The organism is Achromobacter kerstersii, from assembly GCF_902859595.1.
Lineage (GTDB): Bacteria > Pseudomonadota > Gammaproteobacteria > Burkholderiales > Burkholderiaceae_B > Achromobacter > Achromobacter kerstersii.
Genome location: NZ_CADIJQ010000006.1, coordinates 304,940 through 322,799, shown reverse-complemented (window position 1 = coordinate 322,799; position 17,860 = coordinate 304,940). Strand labels below are relative to the sequence as shown.

The 17,860-nt window shown below is 64.1% G+C and carries 14 protein-coding genes; 12 read left to right on the top strand and 2 right to left on the bottom strand.

What is annotated here, in order from left to right; all coding sequences use genetic code 11:
* Positions 1–8: 8 nt before the first annotated feature.
* Both cyoE and HV765_RS19350 read left to right on the top strand, forming a co-directional pair.
* Complete coding sequence (cyoE, locus tag HV765_RS19355) at positions 9–902, top strand: heme o synthase (protein ID WP_054421072.1); 894 nt, start codon at positions 9–11, stop codon at positions 900–902.
* Positions 903–919: 17 nt separating this feature from the next.
* Complete coding sequence (locus HV765_RS19350) at positions 920–1,528, top strand: SCO family protein (RefSeq protein WP_175170665.1); 609 nt, start codon at positions 920–922, stop codon at positions 1,526–1,528.
* 75 nt (positions 1,529–1,603) lie between these two features.
* Here the strand turns inward: HV765_RS19350 and HV765_RS19345 are convergent, their stop codons facing one another.
* Positions 1,604–1,831 (bottom strand): DUF3717 domain-containing protein, encoded by a 228-nt coding sequence (locus HV765_RS19345; RefSeq protein WP_054421074.1) that lies wholly within the window; start codon positions 1,829–1,831, stop codon positions 1,604–1,606.
* A 145-nt stretch (positions 1,832–1,976) separates the two neighbouring features.
* Here HV765_RS19345 and HV765_RS19340 point away from each other — a divergent pair, with 145 nt between their 5' ends.
* The 6 genes from HV765_RS19340 to HV765_RS19315 all read left to right on the top strand — a co-directional run bounded on the left by HV765_RS19340 (position 1,977) and on the right by HV765_RS19315 (position 8,932).
* Positions 1,977–2,684, top strand: a complete 708-nt coding sequence (locus tag HV765_RS19340) for a glycine zipper 2TM domain-containing protein (RefSeq protein ID WP_175170664.1) — start codon at positions 1,977–1,979, stop codon at positions 2,682–2,684.
* Between the two features lie 42 nt (positions 2,685–2,726).
* Positions 2,727–3,578 (top strand): PhaM family polyhydroxyalkanoate granule multifunctional regulatory protein, encoded by an 852-nt coding sequence (locus tag HV765_RS19335; protein WP_054421076.1) that lies wholly within the window; start codon positions 2,727–2,729, stop codon positions 3,576–3,578.
* A gap of 69 nt (positions 3,579–3,647) precedes the next feature.
* Positions 3,648–5,021 carry a bifunctional UDP-N-acetylglucosamine diphosphorylase/glucosamine-1-phosphate N-acetyltransferase GlmU gene (gene glmU / locus HV765_RS19330; RefSeq protein WP_054421077.1) on the top strand — a complete coding sequence of 458 codons (1,374 nt, stop codon included), beginning with the start codon at positions 3,648–3,650 and terminating at the stop codon, positions 5,019–5,021.
* Positions 5,021–6,430: an MFS transporter gene (locus HV765_RS19325; protein ID WP_175170663.1), complete on the top strand. Its 1,410-nt coding sequence runs from the start codon at positions 5,021–5,023 to the stop codon at positions 6,428–6,430. Before glmU ends, HV765_RS19325 begins: the two co-directional genes overlap by 1 nt.
* Before the next feature lie 124 nt (positions 6,431–6,554).
* Positions 6,555–7,877 (top strand): UDP-glucose dehydrogenase family protein, encoded by a 1,323-nt coding sequence (locus HV765_RS19320; RefSeq protein WP_175170662.1) that lies wholly within the window; start codon positions 6,555–6,557, stop codon positions 7,875–7,877.
* Complete coding sequence (locus tag HV765_RS19315; protein WP_175170661.1) at positions 7,874–8,932, top strand: glycosyltransferase family 4 protein; 1,059 nt, start codon at positions 7,874–7,876, stop codon at positions 8,930–8,932. Before HV765_RS19320 ends, HV765_RS19315 begins: the two co-directional genes overlap by 4 nt.
* A 15-nt stretch (positions 8,933–8,947) precedes the next feature.
* Here HV765_RS19315 and HV765_RS19310 read toward each other — a convergent pair whose 3' ends face one another.
* On the bottom strand, positions 8,948–9,436 hold the full coding sequence (locus tag HV765_RS19310; RefSeq protein WP_054421080.1) for an Lrp/AsnC family transcriptional regulator: 489 nt from the start codon (positions 9,434–9,436) through the stop codon (positions 8,948–8,950).
* A gap of 150 nt (positions 9,437–9,586) precedes the next feature.
* On the opposite strand from HV765_RS19310, the gene glmS reads away from it, so the two are divergent.
* The 4 genes from glmS (at position 9,587) to HV765_RS19290 (ending at position 17,824) form a co-directional block, all read left to right on the top strand.
* Complete coding sequence (glmS, locus tag HV765_RS19305; protein ID WP_054421081.1) at positions 9,587–11,419, top strand: glutamine--fructose-6-phosphate transaminase (isomerizing); 1,833 nt, start codon at positions 9,587–9,589, stop codon at positions 11,417–11,419.
* Between the two features lie 565 nt (positions 11,420–11,984).
* Complete coding sequence (locus HV765_RS19300) at positions 11,985–13,244, top strand: nucleotide sugar dehydrogenase (protein WP_175170660.1); 1,260 nt, start codon at positions 11,985–11,987, stop codon at positions 13,242–13,244.
* Positions 13,245–13,283: 39 nt separating this feature from the next.
* On the top strand, positions 13,284–15,764 hold the full coding sequence (locus HV765_RS19295; protein WP_175170659.1) for a hypothetical protein: 2,481 nt from the start codon (positions 13,284–13,286) through the stop codon (positions 15,762–15,764).
* Positions 15,761–17,824, top strand: coding sequence for a glycosyltransferase (locus HV765_RS19290; RefSeq protein WP_175170658.1), 2,064 nt, complete (start codon positions 15,761–15,763; stop codon positions 17,822–17,824). Before HV765_RS19295 ends, HV765_RS19290 begins: the two co-directional genes overlap by 4 nt.
* The last annotated feature ends 36 nt before the right edge of the window (positions 17,825–17,860 follow it).

Below are 17,860 nucleotides of genomic sequence, written 5' to 3'. Positions count from 1 at the left end.
GGTCCACTATGACCAGTCTTGCCGCTCCTCAACCCGGATTGTTCCGCCAATACCTCGTACTCACCAAGCCGCGCGTGACGCAGCTTGCGGTGTTTTGCGCGGTCATCGGCATGTTTCTCGCCGTTCCGGGCATTCCCGATATGCGCCGTGTGCTGTTTGGCACCATCGGCATCTGGCTGCTTGCCGCAGCCGCCTTCGCCATCAACTGCCTGATCGAACAGGAAGTCGACGCCCGCATGCTGCGCACGGCGCGGCGCGCCACGGCGCGCGGCACGATCTCGGCGTTCCAGGTGCTGAGCCTGTCAGGCCTGTTGGGCGGCGCGGGCATGTTCGTGCTGTACACGCTGGTGAACCCGCTGACGATGTGGCTGACCTTCGCCACCTTTGTGGGCTACGCCGTCATCTATACCGTCATCCTCAAGCCGCGCACGCCGCAGAACATCGTGATCGGCGGCCTGTCGGGCGCCATGCCGCCTGCGCTGGGCTGGGCTGCCGTGGCAGACTCTGTGCCGGCGGAAGCCTGGGTGCTGGTGCTGATCATCTTCATCTGGACGCCGCCGCATTTCTGGGCGCTGGCGCTGTATCGCAACCACGATTACGCCAAAGCCGGCCTGCCCATGTTGCCCGTCACGCACGGCAACCAGTTCACGCGCCTGCACATCTTGCTGTACAGCGTGGCGCTGGTGGCCACGACGCTGTTGCCCTACGCCATCCGCATGAGCGGCGTGCTGTATGTGTTGTCGGCCTTGGTGCTGGGCGGCATGTTCCTGTCATATGCGTGGCGCTTGTACCGCGTCTACAGCGATGAGCTTGCGCGCAGCATGTTCCGTTTTTCCATTCTCTACCTGGCGCTGCTGTTTGGCGCCCTGCTGGTGGACCACTGGGTCGGCCTGCTGCGCTGACCCCCTGGAGGTTGTTGATGTCCATGTTTTCCGCCAGCCGCCGGCTGGCTCTGCGCTTGACCGTCGCCGCCGCTTTCACGGCCGCCCTGGCCGCTTGCGGCGAAAGCGCGCCCACGTTCAAAGGCAGCGACATCAGCGGCACCCAGCTTGGGCGCGGCATGGAACTGACCGACACCAACGGCAAGACCCGTCAGCTGTCCGATTTCGCCGGCAAGGTTGTGGTGGTGTTCTTCGGCTTCACGCAATGCCCCGACGTCTGTCCGACCTCGCTGGCCGAGCTGACCGAAGTCATGAAGAAGCTGGGCCCGGACGCCGACCGCGTGCAGGTGCTGCTGATTACGGTGGACCCGGAACGCGATACGCAGGAAGTGCTCAAGCAATATGTGTCGGCGTTCGACCCGCGCTTTCTGGGCCTGACCGGCACGCCGGACCAAATCAAGAAGGCGGCCGCCTCGTTCAAGGCGTACTACGCCAAGGCGCCCACCAAGGATGGCAGCACCTACACGATGGACCACACGGCCGCGTTCTATTTGCTGGATGGCAAGGGCGAATCGCGCGTGCTGGCCAACAACAACCTGGGTGTGGACGCGCTGACGCACGACATCCAGGCGCTGCTGAAAGGCTAGTCCTGACAGGACGGGTTCGAAATCGGGCTAGTCCGCGAGGGCTAATTCGTAATCGGGCGATTCAGCCAGAAGTGATCAGCGGGCGCCGCCGCCCGCCGAAGCCCAGCCGGCCAGCGCCGCCTGGGCTTTTTCATTGAGTTCGGAAACGGCGATGTCGTGGCGGTGCGTCATGATCATCAGCGCATAGGGCGTGGCCAGCGCCGCGGCTTCGGGACACAGGCGCGATTCGTCACCGACCGAAGGCGACACGTTGCGCCAATAGTTGATCGCCTGTTCAAGCTGGGGCAGAGAAATGGAATCCATTCGGCTATTGTCCACGAATGCGCGCGAGTGTCCATCCGCCCGCCCTTGGGGCCATTACCCCTGCAAAGAAGCGTCACCATCGCAACATGCCGAAACCGCGCCCGGGTGCTATACCGATGCCGGTTAGTTACGATGGAGCATCGTCATGAATACATCCACCCGAATTGAGCACGCGCGCCGCGGCTTGCATCCCCTGGTTGCCGCCGCGTCGATCGCTGTCATCGTCATGTGCGCCGTGGGCGTCGCCGCTGTGATGGGCTGGCTGCCCTCGCCGTCGGCCAATCCGCACGCGGACACGCCTGTGGCCGAGGCCGGCCCGGAAAGCGCCAACCTGGCGCCGGCGCCGCAAGCTGCTGCACAGCAATCGCAGGCTCGGCAGGCCCAAGCCCAGCAAGCCCAGCAAGCACAGGCACAGCAGGCGCAGGCGCAACAAACCCAGCAAGGCCGTCCGGCATCGGCGTCCGCGCCGCGGCCCGCCGCGCCCGCACCCGCGCAACAGGCTTGCCAGAGCTGCGGCGTGGTGGAAACCATCCGCCCCGTGCAGGTGCCTGTGAAGGACAACAGCGATCACCTCGTCGGCACCATTGGTGGCGGTGTGGTGGGCGGCGTAGTGGGTAATCAATTTGGCGGAGGCAGCGGCAAGACGGCGCTGACCGTGCTGGGCGCGGTCGGTGGTGCTTTGGCAGGCCGTGAAGTTGAGCGTAATATCAGACAGCAACAAACGGTGACGCACTATGAGCTTACGGTCCGCATGAGTGACGGTAGTGCGCGCCAGTTCCGCAGCGCGCAGCCCTTCGCCTTTGCATCCGGCGATCACGTGCGCGTTGAAAATAATCAGCTGCTGCCGGGTTGACCGGCAGCCAGCGGCAACCATCCGTACGCGGGGAGATCTGGCATGAGCGACTCATTCACCAATCCGTTCGTCCTACCTGGCATGGGGCAGAACTCGGATCTGTCGGGCAACCCTCTTCTGGCCAGCATGGAAATGATGCGCCAGGCTTGGGCGGGTTTGACCGGGCCGGGCGGCCTGGCCAGCAGCCTGCCCATGGCTCCCCCGATGAACCTGGAAGACCTGGACCGCCGCATCGCCGAGCTGCGTTCGGTGGAAAACTGGCTGCGCATGAACTTGTCCATGCTGTCGTCCACCATCCAGGGCATGGAAGTGCAGCGCTCCACCATCAGCACCTTGCGTGCGTTTGTGGACAGCGCGGCCAACATGGACTTGAACATGGTGCGCGAAAGCGGTGCGGCATCACCGCTGGAAGTGGTGCTGGGGTTGAAGCCCGCGCCCAAGTCCGCACCCAAGGCTGCGCCCACGTCCTCGTCAAAGGATACCGAGGCAGCCAAGGAGCCCAACGCAGATAATGCCGCGGCGCCCGAATCCGGCATGGCCGGCATGAGCGAACAGATGGGCGCTGCGGCGCAATCGGCATCCAAGGCCTGGTGGGATCTGCTGCAACAGCAGTTCAACCAGATCGCGGCGGCCACGGCGGCATCGATGCCGTCCAACCCCGCAGCACCGGGCGCGGCGTCGGCCCCGAAATCGGGCGAGGCCAAGTCCGGCGAATCCAAATCGGGTGAGTCCAAGCCGGGCGAATCCAAGGCTGCGGCCCGCACCGAGGCCAAGGCTTCGACGCCTGCCGCACGCAAGACGGCGGCTAAGTCCGGCGCCAAGGGCGCCACTAAGACCGCCTCCAAATCCGCGCCTCGCGCAAAGAAAACCGGGCCTGCCGACGGCACGCCCTGATCCTCCTTTCAATCTCGACTGGCGAGTGGCCGCAAGGCTGCTCCGCCGTCTCTCAACCTTTTAGAACTTATGCTTAATGTAGTGATCCTCGCCGCCGGACTGGGCAAACGCATGCAGTCCGACCTTCCCAAAGTGCTGCACACGCTGGCCGGCAAACCGATGCTGGCCCATGTGCTGGACAGCGCGCGCCAGTTGAAGCCGGCGCGCATCATCGTTGTGGTCGGCCATGGCGCGGACCGCGTCAAACAGGCGTTCGAAGGCCAGCCGGATCTGCACTTCGTGTTGCAGCAACCGCAGCAAGGCACCGGCCACGCCGTGCAGCAAGCGGTGCCGCTGCTGTTGGAAGGCGAAGGCAAGGATGACGTGACGCTGGTGCTGTACGGTGACGTGCCGCTGGTGCAGCCCGACACGCTGCAACGCCTGCTGAACGCGCGCGGCGCGGGCGCGGCGGTGCTAACCGAAGTGCTGGACGACTCCACCGGCTATGGCCGCATCGTGCGCGACGCCCAAGGCAATGTGTGCCGCATCGTCGAGCACAAGGACGCGTCCGACGCCGAACGCGCCATCAAGGAAGTGAACACCGGCATCCTGACGGCACCCACGGCCAAGCTGAAAGACTGGCTGACCCGCATCGACAACAAGAACGCACAGGGCGAGTACTACCTGACCGACGTCGTCGGGCTGGCTGTCGTTGACAGCGTGCCGGTGGGCGCGGCGCAACCGGCCGCCGGCTGGGAAACGCTGGGCGTGAACAGCCGCGTGCAGCAAGCCGAACTGGAACGCCGCTGGCAAGGCGAGCAAGCCCGCCGCCAGCTGGAAGCCGGCGTCACGCTGGCCGACCCCGCCCGCTTTGACGTGCGCGGTTCGCTCACGTGCGGCCGCGATGTGTTCATTGACGTGGGCTGCGTGTTCGAAGGCAATGTGACGTTGGCCGATGGCGTGCGCGTTGGCCCGCATTGCGTGCTGCGCGATGTCGCGGTGGGCGCGGGCACGCAGATCGAAGCGTTCAGCCATCTGCAACAGGCCGAAGTGGGCCGTGATGCGCGCGTGGGTCCGTATGCCCGCCTGCGTCCGGGCGCCGAATTGGGCGACCGCAGCCACGTTGGGAACTTCGTCGAAATCAAAAAGAGCGTGCTGGGCGCTGACAGCAAGGCCAATCACCTGGCCTACATTGGCGACGCCGACATCGGCGCGCGCGTGAACGTGGGCGCGGGCACCATCACCTGCAATTACGACGGCGTGAACAAGCACCGCACCGTCATCGAAGACGACGCCTTCATCGGTTCCGACACGCAGCTGGTCGCGCCGGTGCGTGTGGGCCGTGGCGCCACCTTGGGCGCAGGCACCACCCTGACGCGCGACGCGCCGGCTGAGAAGCTGACGGTGTCGCGTGCCAAACAGCTCACCGTTGAGGGTTGGCAGCGTCCCGTCAAGAAGTCGTGATGGCGGAGAACGACCCCGCCCAGGCTGCCGCTCAAGGCGCCGCCCCAAGCGGCGGCGCCAAGTCGGCCCAGCCTGATGGCCTGCCCACGCCGCGCCGGTATTGGGCGGCCGCTACGGTGATGACAGGCATCAGCCTGTCGGTGCTGGACACGACCATCGCCAACGTGGCCCTGCCCACGATCGCCGTCGACCTGAACGCATCCCCCGCGCAAGCCGTCTGGATCGTCAACGCCTACAACCTGGCGGTGGTGATGATGCTGCTGCCCTTGTCGGCGCTGGCCGAGCGCATCGGCTTTCGCCGCATGTTCACCTTCGGCCTGATACTTTTCACGTTGGCGTCGCTGGGCTGCGCGCTGGCCGGCACGTTGTGGCAGCTGACGGCGGCGCGCGTGTTCCAGGGCGTGGGCGCGGCCACCTTGATGTGCATGTTTGGCGGCCTGGTGCGCAACATCTATCCGCTGAAATTGCTGGGACGCGGCATCAGCATCAACGCCACCACGGTGGCCGTGATGTCGGTGCTGGGGCCCACCATCGGGTCCGCCATTCTGTCGGTGGCGCCGTGGCCATGGATCTTCGCGGTCAATCTGCCGATCTGCGTGCTGGCCATGTTCGGCCTGCGCCATCTGCCTGAAGTGCCGCGTAACGACGTCAAGCTGGATTGGGTCAGCGCGCTGCTCTGCATGGTGACGCTGGGCGTCTTCATTTCCGGCGTCGACATGATGGGGCAGGATCTGCTGCGCGGGATCGGCCTGGTTGCGATTGCGACGGTGGTTGGCTTGGTGCTGGTGCGCCGCGCCAGCCGCCAGCCCGCGCCGCTGGTGCCGGTGGACTTGCTGCGCATCCGTCCGCTGGCGTTCGCCGTGGGCGCGTCGGCCTGCACGTTCGCGGCGCAGATGGCGTCGTATGTGTCGCTGCCGTTCTACTTCCAGCAGGTGCTGGGCCGGCCGTACCTGGAAGTCGGCATGCTGATGGGCGCCTGGCCTGTGGGCACCGCCATCATCGCCCCGCTGGCGGGCCGGCTGTCCGACCGCTATTCCGCCGCCACGCTCAGTGGCGTGGGGGCGGCGACCATGGTGGCTGGCATGCTGTCGCTGGCGCTGCTGCCGTCGTCGGTGTCGAACTGGCCCATCGTGGCGGGCATGTTCGTGGCGGGCGTGGGATTTGGTTTCTTCCAGACGCCGAACAACCGCGCCATGTTGTCGGCCGCGCCCCGCTCGCGCAGTGGTGCGGCGGGTGGCTTGCAGGCCACGACCCGGGTGTTCGGCCAGAGCTTTGGCACGGCGCTGGTGGCCATCGCCTTCAGCGTTAGCGTGGCGCACGGCCCCGGGCTGGCGCTGGTGCTGGGGACGATCTGCGCAGCCCTGGCGGTGGTTGTGAACACCGTCCGTTTCAGCAAATTGCGGGTCTAGGGGCCATTCAGCCCCTGGCTCCCTGCCACTACTACCCTGGTTCCCGGCCGCTTCTATAATGGCGGCCGGCGCCTGGTTCCTGAAGCCAGGCGCGCAAGATTCCCTATTTTGAAGGCGGGCAGGCATGAAAATCACGGTCGTGGGTACCGGTTACGTGGGGTTGGTGTCGGGAGCGTGCCTGGCCGACATGGGCAACGACGTCATGTGTCTGGATGTCGACGCGGCGAAGATCGCCCTGTTGCGCCAAGGCGGCATCCCCATCTATGAACCCGGCCTGGAAGACCTGGTCCGCCGCAACGTGCAGGCGGGCCGCCTGCATTTCACGGACGACGTGGCGCAAAGCGTGGCCTTTGGCGACGTGCAGTTCATCGCCGTGGGCACGCCGCCGGGCGAAGATGGCTCCGCCGATCTGAAGTACGTGCTGGCCGCCGCGCAGAACATCGCGCGCCACATGACCACGCGCAAACTCATCGTCGACAAGTCCACCGTGCCGGTCGGCACCGCCGACAAGGTGCGCGCGGTGGTGGCCAAGGAACTGGCGGCGCGCGGCGTCGACATCCCCTTCAGCGTGGCCTCCAACCCCGAATTCCTGAAGGAAGGGGCCGCCATCAATGACTTCATGAGCCCGGACCGCGTGGTCGTGGGCGCTGATGACGACTACACCATCGGCGTGATGCGCCGCATCTACGAACCCTTCCAGCGCACGCACGACCGCCTGATGGTGATGGACGTGCGCTCGGCAGAACTGACCAAGTACGCCGCCAACGCCATGCTGGCCACGCGCATCTCGTTCATGAACGAGATGGCGAACCTGGCCGAAGCCTTGGGCGCCGACATCGAGCAAGTGCGCCGCGGCATCGGCGCCGATCCGCGCATCGGCTATCACTTCCTGTATCCCGGCGCGGGCTACGGCGGCTCGTGCTTCCCCAAAGACGTGCAGGCGCTGGTCAACACCGCCGCCGAAAATTCCCTGCCCATGCGCGTCATCGAAGCCGCCGAAGCCGCCAACCACGCGCAGAAATTCCGCTTGTCGGAAAAGCTGGTGGAACGCTACGGCGAAGACCTGCGCGGCCGCAAGATCGCGCTGTGGGGCTTGTCGTTCAAGCCGAACACGGACGACATGCGCGAAGCGCCCAGCCTGACGGTCATCGCCGAACTGACGCGCCGTGGAGCCGATGTGCGCGCCTATGACCCCGTCGCCATGCACGAGGCCGCCCGCGTGCTGGTCGGCCAGCCGGGCATCAGCTTCGCCACCGACATGTACGACGCGCTGGACGGCGCCGACGCGCTGCTGATTGCGACCGAATGGAAGGTCTTCCGCGCACCCGACTTCGACCGCGTGAAGGCGCTGCTGAAGACGCCGCTGATCATCGACGGCCGCAACCTGTACACGCCCGCCGACGTGCGCGGCCTGGGCTTCGAGTATTCGGGCATCGGCCGCGCATGAAGATCCTGCAACTGAACTTCGAAAAAGGCTGGCGCGGCGGCGAACGGCAGACGCTGTATTGCATGCGCGCCTTCCGCAAGGCGGGCCATGACGTCGAAGTGATGTGCCGCGAAGGCGCGCCGCTGGCCGAGCGCGCGCGCCAAGAGGGTTTCGTCGCCCACACCTGCCGCAACGTGCCGGGCCAACTGGCGTTCCTGGCGGGCGCCAGCCGCTACGACATCATCCACGCGCAAACCGCCAACACCATCACGTGGGCCGTGCTGACCAAGTGGCTGCATCGCAGCCCCGTGGTGTTCTCGCGCCGCACGTCGTTTGTGGTGAAGCCGGGCGACGAATGGAAAACCGGCTACAAGTGGCGCCACGCGAATCTGTTCGTGGCGATCAGCGAGATGGCCGCCAGCGAACCGCGCCGGCTGGGCATCGAACCCGTCATCATCCGCAGCGCGGTCGAACCGCACGCCATCAACGCCGAGAACGTCGACAACCTGGTGCGCGAATTCGAACTGACCGGCAAGAAGGTCATGGCGACCTCCGCCGCGCTGATCCGCGACAAGGACCCCGTCACCTTGGTGCGCGCCGTGGGCGAACTGGCCAAGACGCGCCGCGACTTCGTCTTCCTGCACTTCGGCGCAGGCGGCGACCGCGAACAGCAGGCCAAGGACGAAGCCGAAAAGCTCGGTATCGAAGACGTCTACCGCTTCGCGGGCTTTCGCAAAGGCGTCGAAGATTTCTACAGCATCCTCGACGTGTTCGTCATGAGCTCCGAAGAAGAAGCGCTAGGCAGCAGCGTGCTGGACGCCTTCCTGCAACGCGTGCCAGTGGTATCCACCGACGCGGGCGGCTTGAAAGAAAGCCTGGCCGACGGGCGCGGCGTGCTGGTGGCCGTGGGCGACCACCAGGCCATGGCCGCCGGCATGGCGCGCTGCCTGGACGACGCCGCATTCCGCCAAGATGTGACGGCGCGCGCGTACGAGTACGTCAAGAACGAACACGACGTGCAGAAGATGGGCAACCGGTATCTGGCGCAGTTCGAGCGGCTGCTGGGCGGGCGCTGACCCTTGCGGGGGCACTCACCCCCGCACATCAATCCTCGTTTCAAACTTCGCGCGGTGCACCGAGAAGAACGTGCGCACGTTGCGCACGTTGGCTTGCGCCGTGAAGGCGCGGTGGACCAGTGCGTGGTAGGCGGGCATGTCCTTTACCTGGGCGATCACCACGAAGTCCGGGCCGGGCGATACGCGGTAGCACTGAAGCACGGCGGGCTCGGTCAGCATGCTTTGTTCGAACGCGTCCAGGCTTTCGGCGGCCTGCACATCCAGCGTGATCTCGACGATTGCCGTCAGCGTGCTGCCCAGCTTTTCGGCCGCCAGGATGGCGACCTGGCGGGCAATCACGCCTTCATCCACCAGGCGCCGCACTCGCCGCAGGCAGGTGGGGGGCGAGGCATGCACGCGTGCGGCCAGATCCTGGTTGGTCAGTGAGCTGTCTTCTTGTAACTGTTCAAGAATGCGCAGGTCCAGATCATCGAGTTCCGGCAGCAGATTGGGCATATTTTGCATGATTAATTCAAAAACATCGTTTTGAAGAAAGATTATTTAATCACAAATATGTAAGGGAATTAACTTCCAAATATAGGCGTATTAAGAAATCAAATTTCTTTGCGGGTCGCGCACAATGCGTCGGTACACGAACTTAGCGGAGTCTCTCCTATGTGCGGCATTGTTGGCGCCGTCGCCCAGCGCGACATCACCCCGATTCTTGTTGAAGGTCTGAAGCGGCTGGAATACCGCGGCTACGACTCTTGCGGCGTTGCCGTCTATGCCGACGGCCATCTGCGCCGTACGCGCAGCACGCAGCGCGTGGCTGAGCTGGCCGACCAGGTTGCCCAAGACAAGGTGCAGGGTTTCACGGGCATCGCCCACACGCGTTGGGCCACGCACGGCGTGCCGGCCACGCATAACGCGCACCCCCACTTCTCGCATCTGGGTAACGACGAGCCGCGCATCGCGCTCGTGCACAACGGCATCATCGAAAACCACGACGAACTGCGTGCTGAATTGCAGGCCGTGGGCTATGTCTTTGAAAGCCAGACCGACACCGAAGTCATCGCGCATCTGGTGAACCACCTGTACGCCGGCGACCTGTTCGAAGCCGTGCAGAATGCCGTGCGCCGCCTGCATGGCGCCTACGCCATCGCCGTGTTCTGCCGCGACGAACCGCATCGCGTCGTGGGCGCTCGCCAAGGCTCGCCGCTGGTGGTGGGCGTGGGCCAGAACGAAAACTTCCTGGCTTCCGACGCGCTGGCGCTGGCTGGCACGACCGACCAGATCATCTACCTGGAAGACGGCGACGTCGTTGACCTGCAACTGTCGCGCGTGTGGATCGTGGACGCCAACGGCAAGAACGTGGATCGTGAAGTGCACACCGTGCACGTGCACACGGGCGCGGCTGAGTTGGGCCCGTACCGCCACTACATGCAGAAGGAAATCTTCGAGCAGCCGCGCGCCGTGGGCGACACGCTGCAAGACATCGAAGCCATCACGCCCGAGCTGTTCGGCGACCAGGCTTACAAGGTCTTCAAAGAGATCGATTCGCTGTTGATCCTGGCTTGCGGCACCAGCTACTACGCGGGTCTTACCGCCAAGTACTGGATCGAGTCCATCGCCAAGATCCCGGTGGCCGTGGAAATCGCCAGCGAATACCGCTACCGCGATAGCGTGCCCAACCCGCGTTCGCTGGTGGTCACGATCTCGCAGTCGGGCGAAACCGCCGACACGCTGGCCGCGTTGAAGCACGCGCGTTCGCTGGGCATGGAGCACACGCTGACCGTCTGCAACGTGTCCACCAGCGCCATGGTGCGTGAATGCAAGCTGTCGTACATCACGCGCGCCGGCGTTGAAATCGGCGTGGCGTCGACCAAGGCCTTCACCACCCAGCTGACCGCGCTGTTCCTGTTGACCCTGACGCTGGCGCAAGTGCGCGGCCAGTTGTCGGACGAGCAGGAAGCCGATCACCTGAAGGCCCTGCGCCATCTGCCGGTGGCCATCGGTTCGGTGCTGGCGCTTGAGCCGCAGATCATGGCGTGGGCCGATCGCTTCGCGTCCAAGGAAAACGCCCTGTTCCTGGGCCGTGGCATGCACTACCCCATCGCGCTGGAAGGCGCGCTGAAGCTGAAGGAAATCAGCTACATCCACGCCGAAGCCTACCCGGCTGGCGAGCTCAAGCACGGCCCGCTGGCGCTGGTGACCGAACACATGCCGGTTGTGACCATCGCGCCCAAGGACGAGCTGCTGGAAAAGCTGAAGTCCAACATGCAGGAAGTGCGTGCGCGCGGCGGCGAGCTCTATGTGTTTGCGGATGCCGACAGCAAGATCCAAAGCGCCGAAGGCATGCACGTGATCCGCATGCCCGAGAACTACGGCAAGCTGTCACCCATCCTGCACACCATTCCGCTGCAGCTGCTGTCCTACCACACGGCCTGCGCCCGCGGCACCGATGTGGACAAGCCGCGCAACCTGGCCAAGAGCGTGACGGTGGAATAACACCGCTGTTCGTCTTTTATATCAAGCACTTGGCCCACAGCATGCGGTGGGCCAAGTGCTTTGAAGACGGCGATTTTCAGGGGCATTATTCAGCGGATTATGACGGGCTTGTACACAACGATTTTGCATTACGGAATAATTGCTTTAGGCTATTAATAAATACCCGCTGAACAAGCATTATGTTTTTCAGTATGGTTAAACAAGAATAAGAAATACCCTTTTTAATATCCGTTAACAATTACCCGGCCATTCTGTGTTGCGGTTTGTGTAATGAATGTAATTATTTGAGGGAATTCCCGGGGTTTATTACGGAAACCCTGACTCATTTCCACAGCAATAATAATTTTTAGAAAGAATATTGCTGTCTGGCCCATCTACGATTCGTTGGCTCGTCATCTGGCACGTATGTGTAGGTTTCGAGACGAAACATTTCTTAAGCAATAAGTCCGCCCAATGGGGACAGTCGTATATCGATTTTGAATCGATTTACGTGTCTTCGGGCGTCGATTTCTAGTGTCCACGACACGACGAAAACAGTGAGGCCCCCGTGGTAAAGAGAATCGCAGTGTGTGGCCTTGGATATGTCGGCCTGCCCGTAGCCGTCGCATTTTCCAAGCGCTTTGATGTCATCGGCTTTGATGTAGATAAGCGGAGAATCGCACGACTGAAAGAGGGACATGACTGGACCGGCGAGATTGACGACGACGCCCTGCGTGCCTCTGCCATGACCTTTACCGACCAGATTTCGGAACTGGAAGGCTGCGACTTTTTCGTGGTCGCCGTTCCCACGCCGGTCGACGAAAAGAACAACCCCGATTTTTCCCTGCTGGTGCGCGCATGCCAATCGATTGGCCCTGTGCTGCGTCCGGGTTCCATCGTGGTGTTTGAATCCACCGTCCACCCCGGCGCTACCGAGGAAATCTGCGGCCCCGAACTCGAAAAGGTGTCCGGCCTGCGCTGCGGCGTCGATTTCAAGCTGGGTTACAGCCCCGAACGGATCAACCCGGGCGACCGCGAGCATCCGCTGGAGAAGATCGTGAAGATCGTGTCCGGCCAGGATGAAGCATCGCTGGAGATCATTGCCGGCGTGTACGAGAAGATCATCGACGCCGGCGTGCACCGCGCCTCGTCCATCAAGGTGGCCGAAGCGGCGAAGGTGCTGGAAAACACCCAGCGCGACATCAACATCGCGCTGATGAACGAGATGTCGAAGATCTGCGATCTGGTCGGCATCCGCACCTCGGAAGTCCTGAACGCCGCCGGTACCAAGTGGAACTTCCTGAAGTTCTCGCCCGGCCTGGTGGGCGGACACTGCATCGGCGTCGACCCGTACTACCTGACGTCCAAAGCCCAGGAACTGGGCTATCACCCGGAAGTCATCCTGTCCGGCCGCCGCATCAATGACGGCATGGCGAACCACGTTGCACAGCGCATCGTGCAGACGCTGGCCCGCAACGGCCGCCTGAACGCGTCCACGCGCGTCGGCATCCTGGGGATGACGTTCAAGGAAAACGTGCCCGACATCCGTAACTCGAAGGTTGTCGACCTGTACCAGGCGCTGGGCAGCTACGGCATCACGCCGGTTGCGTGCGATCCGATGGTCGACCCCGAACAGATGGAACACGAATACGGCATCAAGCTCGTCCCCCGCGAAGCATTCGCTGGCATGGACGTGCTGATTCTCGCGGTCCCTCACCGCGAAACCATGGAGACCATCTGGGAAGACCTCCCCGGCCTGGTCAACAGCGGAGGCATGGTGTGCGACCTGAAGTCGGTGCTGGACAGCAAGCGCCTTGCCCCCGACCTCTTGTACTGGACTCTTTAAGTTCAGGCTCGCTATCCATCACTACAGGAGAGACCCTGGATGACTGCATTTACTATCGCTCCGATCGGCACCTGCCGAATTCATACGCCCCTGCGTGACGCCGTGGGACGCTACCCGATCAAGCTGCAACTCGGGCGCAACTACGGCTTTGTGCACACCAGCGCCGAGGCGCTACAGCAGGCGCGTTTCATGTTTGGCCAGATGGACATTCCGGCCGACGTGCAGCGCCTGATCTTCCGCCCTTCGAATGGCGAGCAAGCGCGCCGCGGCACGCACAAGCCGGCCGACCTGTACATGGTCGAGCTGTCTTCGCGCAAGCTGCTGACCATCGACGGCCATCCCATTCAGTCCAACTATCTGGTTCGCTATTTCAGCGAGTTCTTCGCCGACCGCGCGCGCACCCGGATGTTCTGGCAGCTGGCCAGCACCGACCGGCTTGCCGAACGCCGTGTGCAGCTGGACCAGGACGCCGTGTTCAAAAGCCTGTCGCGCGATGACCAGGACCTGCTGTCGCGCATCGTCAAGCGCGATCAGACCGACGAAGAAATCGAAGCCGAAATGCGCGAGCTGGTCGCGCTGCTGGGTCATGACAAGGTCGTGTTCGTCACGCATGTCAACGCACTGACGCCGGACAACGTGCCGATCGACCAACGCGCGCAGCTGATCGCCGCCGTGGCCGCAAGCGCGCAACGCATCGGCGTGCCGTGCTATGACCCGACGCCGCTCATGAGCAAGATCGGCCAGGCCGACGCCATGGAAAACGGCGGGCTGGATTTGACGCATTACACGCAGGTCTTTGCCGAACGCCTGTGCCACGAGTGGTTCAAGAACTACATGCGCCCGCGCATGAGCGCATCGACCACGCAGGTGTCTGTACCCAAGCTGGGCGCCGACGACAGCGCCGAGCGCATCGAAAAGATCTGGGATTCGGGCGACCTGCGCGAAGCCTCGCGCCGCGTGCGCGACGTGCTGCGCCGCCACCCCGGCCTGCCCGAGCACATGCTGCTGTTCGCACGCATCCAGGCAGAACTGGGCGACTACGAAGGTTCGCTTGAGCTCTTGGGCAGCGCGGACGGCGCTCTGGCTTCCGGCAGCAAGGCGGAACAGATCCTGATGCGCAACCACTTCAAGCTGGGCCGCCACGATCTAGCGTACTCGCTTGCGGCCGGCTTGCTGGGCGACGAAATCGAAACGCCCGAAATCGTCCGCATCGCCGCGGCCTCCGCCGGCCAGTTGGGTCACGTGGACGAGTCGCTGGGCAACTGGAAGCAGCTGTTCCGCATTTCGTCGCCCACCGACGCCACCGCGCTGGAAGCGGCCGACACCGTGTTGTCGCTGTTGCAAACCAGCGGCGACATGGACGCCGTCATCCGCTGGGTCAATGAAGTGCGCGAAGCCATCCCGACGTACGGCCGGGGCTTTGCGGTGCTGTGGCGCGACCGGCTGCTGGCGGGCGACCGCGCCGGCCTGCGCGCCCTGGCGTCGGAATCCCCCGCGTTGGAAGACGTGGACGCGCTGGAACTGGTCAAGGAAGCCTCGTGGCGCGGTTGCATCATGGCCGCCGCCGCGCTGGCCGTGTCTTGCGGCCTGGCCAAGAGCCAACACGAAGACATCAGCGCCTGGTTGCAATCGCAGTCGGCCGCATGGGCCGAGGACGGCACCCGCGCGCTGGAAGAAGGACGCCTGCGCGATGCCGCCGAACGCATCTGCGCGCACCGCCTGCTCAACCCCGACGCCCTGACCGCCCTGCGCGCGCAGCGTGCGTTCGAACGAGCGATGCGTCTTGGCGTACGCGCCGCGCTGCTGGCCGGCAATCACAAGGAAGTGATCGACCTGACCGACATCGCGTTGGATACGCAGGTTGATTTCCCCGAACTGGACGCAATGCGCGGCCGCGCGGCCGATGCGCTGGGCGACAAGCAGACCGCCATGCGCCATCTGGAACAAGCCGCTGCCGACAAGGCCGCACCGTTGAGCACGCAGCTGTACTTTGCCCGCGTGGCCTTCAACGGTGGCTGGTTCGGCGAAGCCATCGACGCCTACCAGGCCGTGCTGGCCAACGCCTCGGCCGACCAGAACGCCAAGGATGAAGCCGAACGCCAACTGGGCAGACTGGGCCCGCGCGCCATTCGCGGCGCTCGCGAAATCCTCGCGGCAGGCGATCACCGCGCCGCCTGGAACCTGTTGGAACGCGTTGCCCAATCGTGGCCGCAGATGACGGAAGTCGATCACGAAAAACGCCGCATCATCGCCGTGCTGTATGCCGAGGCGCGCGCGTTGGACCCGGCCAGCACCACCGAGCGCCTGGCGCTGGGCGAACGCATCCTGCAACTGGTTCCCACCGACGCCATCGGCCTGCGCCTGGCCGCCGTGGGCGCCATGCGTCTGCATCGTTTCGAACAGGCTTTGCCGTACTGGCGCCGCCTTCGCGAACTGTCCGATAACCCCACGCAGTTCGATCACTACATCGATCGCTGCTTGGTGTGGATCGAAAAAGCCAATCGAAGGAAGGCAGCATGAACCCACCACTGACTACCGAACGGGCGGACGTTGCGTCCGATCTTCAATGGGTGCATGCCCAGTTGGAGGAGATCGTCACGGCGTCGGTGCGGGTCCAGGTCGCACAAGAAAACCTGGCGCGCGCCGAAGCGTTGGCGCGCGATCATCTGCAAGACTCGAAGGTCCGCTTCCTGTTGCTTCGGCTGAAGGAATCGGCAGGCTTGAACGAGGGCATGGCCGAGCAGTGGGCAACCCTGCTGCAAGAGTGCCCGGACGACCTTCTGATCGTGCGCTACTGCGCGACGCGGCTGGTCAAGGAACGGCATGTCGACGAGGCCTTGTCCTTGGTCGACCGCCATCTGCCGGCAACGTCGGAGAACCCGTCGCGGCTGTTCGCCCGCGCCAAGTTGCTTAGCGACATCCGCGCACACGAGCAGTCGGACCAGTTGTTCCGGCGCTTGATTCTGGAACACACGGATCGCAATATCCGCGTTGAATTCGCTAAACGGCTGCGCAAGCGCGGCTTGCTGGCGGACGCGTATGAAGCGATCCGCCCCGTGGCCGCGCACCTGGCGCCGGGCAGCAAGGCGGCGGAGCTGGCCAACGCGCTGGCCGCCGACTACGCCTTCTTCAAGGGCCTTGAGCCCGAAGGCGGCCTGGCGGGAAAGGACGTGCGGATCGTGTCGATGAAGCACGCCATCCTGCACTTTCGCAACCGCAAGATCGCCGAGCAGCCGCCAGAAAAGCCCGTGTCCGTCGCCCTGGTGACGGGCAGCCTGGGCCCCGGCGGCGCCGAGCGCCAGCTGACGCGCCTTGCCGGCGAATTGACGCGCATGGCGGAGCAGCCGGATCGGCAGCTGCCGGACGTGGTGATGCGGCCCGAGAAGGTCGAAGTCATGGTCAAGCAGCACACCGAGCCGGCGGGTTCGACGAAAAAGAAGCAAGGGCTCGACTTCTTTTTGCCGGTGCTGGTGCAGGCGCAGATTCCGGTCACCGAGATCAACAAGCTGCCCGCCATTTCGGTGGCGCATCAATCGGTGCCCGACGGCCGCCTGGGCCGCATGCTGGAACAGCTGCCCCCGCCCGTGCACTACGGCGTGACGCGGCTTGCGCCGGTGCTGCGCGCCAACCCGTTTGACGTCGTCAGCCTGTGGCAAGACGGCACGTGCCTGTTCGGCGCGCTGGCCGCGTTGCTTGCGGGTGTGCCGACCATCCACCTGGTGTTTCGCGGATTGCCGCCGAACATCCGCAAAGACCGCTTCCGCGAAGAGTATCCCGAGCTGTTCCAGGCCTTGGCGCAAGTGCCGGGCGTGTACTTCGTCAGCAACAGCCGCACGGCCGCCGAGGCGTACGCGCAGTGGCTGGGCATTCCCGTCGTGCGCTTTCATGTGCTGTACAACGGCGTGCCCGACCTGGCGACCAATGCATCCAGCGCCGACGAGCAAAAGTGGGAGTCCTTCAAGGAAGCCACCACCGACGCCACTGAAACGATTGGCGGCGTGTTCCGGCTGGAACCGGACAAGCGGCCGCAGCTCTGGATCAAGCTTGCCGCGATGTATCTGAAGCGGCGGCCTCAGGCGCGCTTTGTCATCGTGGGCGACGGACGCCTGCACGACAACATCGTGGCGCTGGCGGAAGAACTGCGCGTGACCGATCGCCTGTTGCTGGTGGGCCTGTCCAACCACGTGGGCTACTGGTATTCGCAGATGGACGCCAGCCTGCTGCTGTCGCGCTATGAGGGCTTGCCAAACGTGTTGATCGAAGCGCAGCTGTTGGGCGTTCCGGTGATCTCAACACCCGCTGGCGGCGCCGGTGAATGCTTCGTCGAAAACGAAACAGGCCATCTGCTCAGCGATGTCGAACATCCGGACCTGACCGAAGCTTGCGACAAGGTTGAGTCGATGGTTGATCGGGTGCGCAGCAACGAGTCATTGAAGGCGCAGAGCCGTACCCGGGCACAAGACCTGTTTTCGCTCGACGCGATGCTGAGCAAGTTCCTGAGCCTGTGCGTGCCCGTCCTGCCCGTCTCGGAAAACGAGGAACGCATCGACTTCCAGCCCATGCAGCGCATGCTTGCCTGACAGACGGCTGGTCTTCCCGAGGTCCTACAGATTTAA

Coding starts and splice junctions, on each gene's coding strand:
- cyoE (WP_054421072.1), top strand. CDS start 9: ATGACCAGTCTTGCCGCTCCTCAACCCGGATTGTTCCGCCAATACCTC.
- HV765_RS19290 (WP_175170658.1), top strand. CDS start 15,761: ATGAACCCACCACTGACTACCGAACGGGCGGACGTTGCGTCCGATCTT.
- HV765_RS19350 (WP_175170665.1), top strand. CDS start 920: ATGTCCATGTTTTCCGCCAGCCGCCGGCTGGCTCTGCGCTTGACCGTC.
- HV765_RS19345 (WP_054421074.1), bottom strand. CDS start 1,831: ATGGATTCCATTTCTCTGCCCCAGCTTGAACAGGCGATCAACTATTGG.
- HV765_RS19310 (WP_054421080.1), bottom strand. CDS start 9,436: ATGCAAAATATGCCCAATCTGCTGCCGGAACTCGATGATCTGGACCTG.
- HV765_RS19295 (WP_175170659.1), top strand. CDS start 13,284: ATGACTGCATTTACTATCGCTCCGATCGGCACCTGCCGAATTCATACG.
- HV765_RS19335 (WP_054421076.1), top strand. CDS start 2,727: ATGAGCGACTCATTCACCAATCCGTTCGTCCTACCTGGCATGGGGCAG.
- glmS (WP_054421081.1), top strand. CDS start 9,587: ATGTGCGGCATTGTTGGCGCCGTCGCCCAGCGCGACATCACCCCGATT.
- glmU (WP_054421077.1), top strand. CDS start 3,648: ATGCTTAATGTAGTGATCCTCGCCGCCGGACTGGGCAAACGCATGCAG.
- HV765_RS19320 (WP_175170662.1), top strand. CDS start 6,555: ATGAAAATCACGGTCGTGGGTACCGGTTACGTGGGGTTGGTGTCGGGA.
- HV765_RS19315 (WP_175170661.1), top strand. CDS start 7,874: ATGAAGATCCTGCAACTGAACTTCGAAAAAGGCTGGCGCGGCGGCGAA.
- HV765_RS19340 (WP_175170664.1), top strand. CDS start 1,977: ATGAATACATCCACCCGAATTGAGCACGCGCGCCGCGGCTTGCATCCC.
- HV765_RS19325 (WP_175170663.1), top strand. CDS start 5,021: ATGGCGGAGAACGACCCCGCCCAGGCTGCCGCTCAAGGCGCCGCCCCA.